General features: G+C 59.0%; 5 protein-coding genes. 3 read left to right on the top strand and 2 right to left on the bottom strand.

What is annotated here, in order from left to right; translation table 11 throughout:
* The 3 genes from PROAA_RS12840 to PROAA_RS19310 form a co-directional block, all read left to right on the top strand.
* Positions 1-358 (top strand): multinuclear nonheme iron-dependent oxidase (locus tag PROAA_RS12840; RefSeq protein WP_186411718.1); only part of this gene is annotated, 358 nt, incomplete at its 5' end.
* Positions 355-1,137, top strand: coding sequence for an HvfC/BufC N-terminal domain-containing protein (locus tag PROAA_RS12835; RefSeq protein ID WP_186411717.1), 783 nt, complete (start codon positions 355-357; stop codon positions 1,135-1,137). The genes PROAA_RS12840 and PROAA_RS12835, both read left to right, overlap by 4 nt.
* Positions 1,127-1,327: a cysteine-rich CWC family protein gene (locus PROAA_RS19310; protein ID WP_186411716.1), complete on the top strand. Its 201-nt coding sequence runs from the start codon at positions 1,127-1,129 to the stop codon at positions 1,325-1,327. The genes PROAA_RS12835 and PROAA_RS19310 overlap by 11 nt, the downstream gene beginning before the upstream one ends.
* Here the strand turns inward: PROAA_RS19310 and nudB are convergent.
* Together nudB and aspS are read right to left on the bottom strand one after the other, a co-directional pair.
* On the bottom strand, positions 1,299-1,778 hold the full coding sequence (gene nudB / locus PROAA_RS12825; RefSeq protein ID WP_245664268.1) for a dihydroneopterin triphosphate diphosphatase: 480 nt from the start codon (positions 1,776-1,778) through the stop codon (positions 1,299-1,301). The two genes, PROAA_RS19310 and nudB, sit on opposite strands and share 29 nt — an antisense overlap.
* 13 nt (positions 1,779-1,791) lie before the next feature.
* The gene (gene aspS / locus PROAA_RS12820) at positions 1,792-3,552 is read right to left on the bottom strand and encodes an aspartate--tRNA ligase (RefSeq protein ID WP_245664269.1); all 1,761 of its coding nucleotides are present in this window, start codon (positions 3,550-3,552) and stop codon (positions 1,792-1,794) included.
* Positions 3,553-3,708 lie beyond the last annotated feature (156 nt).

Raw genomic sequence — 3,708 nt, 5'->3', positions numbered from 1 at the left:
ACTAGTGGCGCGTAGCGGCTGCGAGTTGTTGCTCGATGTGAATAATGTCTATGTCAGCAGCGTCAATCACGGTTTTGATCCGCGGGCGTTCATCGATGCCATTCCGGCGGTTGCCGTGCGGCAGATACATCTGGCCGGGCACGAAGACCACGGGAACTACATCATCGACACACACGATCATCCGATCTGCGATGCGGTGTGGGATCTTTATGCCTATACTGTACGACGGCTCGGCGCAGTACCGACAATGATTGAGCGCGACGACAACATTCCGTCGCTGGATGAATTGATTGCCGAACTCGACGCCGTCCGGCGTGTGGCACAGCAGGCGCTCACCAAGCAGAAGCAGGCCGCATGAGCAGTCTGGGTGAGTTACAGAGTCGCTTCCAGCAGGCTGTGCTGGCCGAAGAAGACAGCCCCGGCTTGTTTTTGGCCGAGGGTGGGGAGGTCGCCGGTGGTCTGGGGCTTTATCTGATGGCGTATCGCGCCCGCTTGTTGTCGGCATTGCACGACAACTTCCCGGTGCTGAAAAGTGCGCTGGGTGACGAAGCGTTCGCCGATCTCGCTCGCGACTACATTAACGCGCATCCATCGAGTTTCCGCTCGATACGCTGGTATGGCGATGCGTTAGTGGCTTTTCTCGACGCTGACCCCGAGCGCTTGCCGCATCCGGCACTGGTTGATATTGCGCGGATGGACTGGGCAATACGCGGTGCTTTCGATGCGCAGGACGCTTCGACGCTGTCGCTTTCCGACCTTGCTGCATTGGCTCCACAGGATTGGCCGCAACACCGCTTTGTGCTGGTGCCGTCGCTGTGTATGCGTGAGCTGGACTGGAACATTGAGCCGATCTGGCTCGCGTTAAACGAAGACGCCGAAGCGCAAACTGAGGCACCTGAACCCCTATCTCATGTGTTACTGGTCTGGCGTCCGGAACTTGACTGTCTCTGGCGTTCGGCAGAGACAGTTGAGGTGGCGGCTTTGAACGCGCTGGCGAAGGGAGCGAACTTTGCCGTATGCTGTACGGCAATAGCGGAGACAGGTGCGAGCGATCCGGCGGCGACCGCCGCCGGGTTCTTGCAGCGTTGGGCCCTTGACGGAATGCTGCAGAATAACCGGGGAAACGATGACCACTAATCAGGAAGCCGAGCCCACTGTTTGCCACGCTTGTGGAGCGTCCTTCGTCTGTGGTGCTGTGGCCGGCATGCAAACCTGCTGGTGCATGGAGAAGCCGACCGGGCTGCTGGTGGTTGAAGCCGGCGCAAGCTGTTACTGTCCGGCGTGTCTGGAAAAGCGTATCAGCGACCAATCCTCTCGGGCAACATGAGGATGGCGTCGCGGTTGCTCCAGGAAAAGCATTTCTCGGCGGCTTCGCGCCATGGCAGCCAGAGGTAGTTCAAATGCTCTTCCGCTGCGAGGGTGATTGGTAGCGGGGCAGCGACCTGGAGCGAAAAAACGTGTTCGGTATTGTGGATGATGCCCGGCGCGTAGCGTTGACGCCACTCGGCGAAAATCTCGAAAGTGTTGGTGAGTTGCCAGTCGCTCAACGCATCCGTACTGGTAGCAATGCCCGTTTCTTCCTTTACTTCACGCCGTGCTGTTTCGATCAGGCTTTCGCCGTCTTCCTGACTGCCGGTGACTGATTGCCAGTAACCGGCATGTGCGGTACGTTCGAGTAACAGTATGTGTAAATCCCGGGAATATATGACGACTAGGACCGAGACCGGGTTCTTGTAGCGTGTCATGGCTGTGCTGGCCGCGTGGTTCGGTGCGGCCATCGGCGCTTCGTTGTTAGGCCTTGCCGGCTACGACCTGCGAATCGATTTGCACTTCAACTTTCGGGCGCAAACGGATGTGCAGTTCACGCAACTGCTTGTCGTCAACATCGCTTGGTGCGTCGGTGAGGAGGCACTGGGCGCGCTGTGTTTTCGGGAAGGCGATCACATCGCGGATCGACTCGGCGCCGGTCATCATCGTGACGATACGGTCCAGGCCGAAGGCCAGACCGCCGTGCGGGGGCGCGCCGTACTTGAGTGCATCAAGCAGAAAACCGAACTTGAGTTGCGCCTCTTCTTCGCCGATCCCCAGCGCTTTGAACACTTTTTCCTGAATATCGGCGCGGTGGATACGCACCGAGCCGCCGCCAAGCTCCCAGCCGTTTAGCGCAAGATCGTAGGCCTTGGCCAGACACTTGCCCGGATCCGTTTCCAGCAATGCGAGGTGCTCGTCCTTCGGGCTGGTGAAGGGGTGGTGACAGGCAGTCCAGCGCTTGTTTTCTTCGTCGTGTTCGAACATCGGGAAGTCGACGATCCACACCGGTTCCCAGTCCTTGCCATTCAGAAAGCCTTTTTCATGGCCGATCTTGGCGCGCAGTGCGCCCAGCGCGTCGTTGACCACCTTGGCCTTGTCGGCGCCAAAAAAGATCAAATCCCCGGATTGCGCGCCGGTGCGTTCAACGATGGCCTTCAATGCGGCGCTGTGCAGGTTCTTGACAATCGGAGACTGCAAGCCAGTTTCGTTGAGCTGGGCCGCGTCGTTGACCTTGATGTAGGCCAGTCCTCTGGCTCCGTAGATGCCGACGAATTGCGTGTAGGCGTCGATCTCGCCGCGCGTCAGGGAGGCGCCGCCAGGAATGCGTAGCGCGGCAACGCGGCCGTTTTCGCTATTGGCGGCTCCCGCGAAGACCTTGAAGGAGACATCTTTGACGACGTCAGTGACTTCGGTCAGCTCCAGCGTAACGCGCAAATCCGGCTTGTCGGAACCATAGCGATGCATGGCCTCCGCATGGCTGAGGCGCGGGAAGGGTTTGGGCAGGTCGGCATCGATCGCTTCCTTGAATACGGTGCGGATCAACTCTTCCATCACCGTGGTGATTTCATCCTCGCTCATGAATGAGGTTTCCATATCGACCTGGGTGAATTCGGGCTGCCGGTCGGCGCGAAGGTCTTCGTCGCGGAAACACTTGGTGATCTGATAGTAGCGGTCGAACCCGGCGACCATCAGCAACTGCTTGAACAGCTGCGGCGACTGCGGCAGCGCGAAAAACTGGCCCGGATGCACGCGCGATGGCACCAGATAATCCCGTGCGCCTTCCGGCGTGCTTTTCGTCAGCATCGGTGTTTCGATGTCGATGAAGCCCGCATCGTCAAGGAAGCGGCGAAAAGCGCGCGCCGTCTTGTAGCGCAACTGCATGTTGCGCTGCATGGGTGGGCGACGCAGGTCAATGACACGGTGCAGCAGGCGAACATTCTCCGAGAGACTGTCGTCGTCAAGCTGGAAGGGCGGGGTGACCGAGGCGTTCAGGACTTCGATTTCATGGCAGAGGATTTCAACCTCGCCGCTCGGCATATTGACGTTTACAGTGCCTTCCGGGCGGGCGCGAACCTTGCCGGTGATCTTCAGGCAGAACTCGTTGCGTACGGATTCGGCAATGGCGAACATCTCCGGACGGTCGGGGTCGCAGACGATCTGTGCCAGACCATCGCGGTCGCGCAGGTCGCTGGTTGTGCTGGATCGGTGATTCACCCGCAGTGGCGGGGCGACAACGCCCATCGAGACAATATATTTAAGCGCTTCGTTGACATCCATTTCGAGTTCGATCACTTCGCTTCTGGGCAGCATCAGGAAGAAGCCGGAAGTCGGGTTCGGTGTGGTCGGCACGTAAACACTGACGTAGTCGCCCTTGAGATGATTGAGGACATCGCCACC

It is taken from the genome of Candidatus Propionivibrio aalborgensis, assembly GCF_900089945.1.
Lineage (GTDB): Bacteria > Pseudomonadota > Gammaproteobacteria > Burkholderiales > Rhodocyclaceae > Propionivibrio > Propionivibrio aalborgensis.
The sequence above is the reverse complement of the archived record's forward strand: the minus strand, read 5'-3'. Positions and strand labels throughout refer to the sequence as shown.

Bases quoted from the DNA above. Each gene is read 5' to 3' on its own strand.
- PROAA_RS19310 (WP_186411716.1), top strand. From the start codon at position 1,127: ATGACCACTAATCAGGAAGCCGAGCCCACTGTTTGCCACGCTTGTGGA.
- aspS (WP_245664269.1), bottom strand. From the start codon at position 3,552: ATGGGCGTTGTCGCCCCGCCACTGCGGGTGAATCACCGATCCAGCACA.
- nudB (WP_245664268.1), bottom strand. From the start codon at position 1,778: ATGGCCGCACCGAACCACGCGGCCAGCACAGCCATGACACGCTACAAG.
- PROAA_RS12835 (WP_186411717.1), top strand. From the start codon at position 355: ATGAGCAGTCTGGGTGAGTTACAGAGTCGCTTCCAGCAGGCTGTGCTG.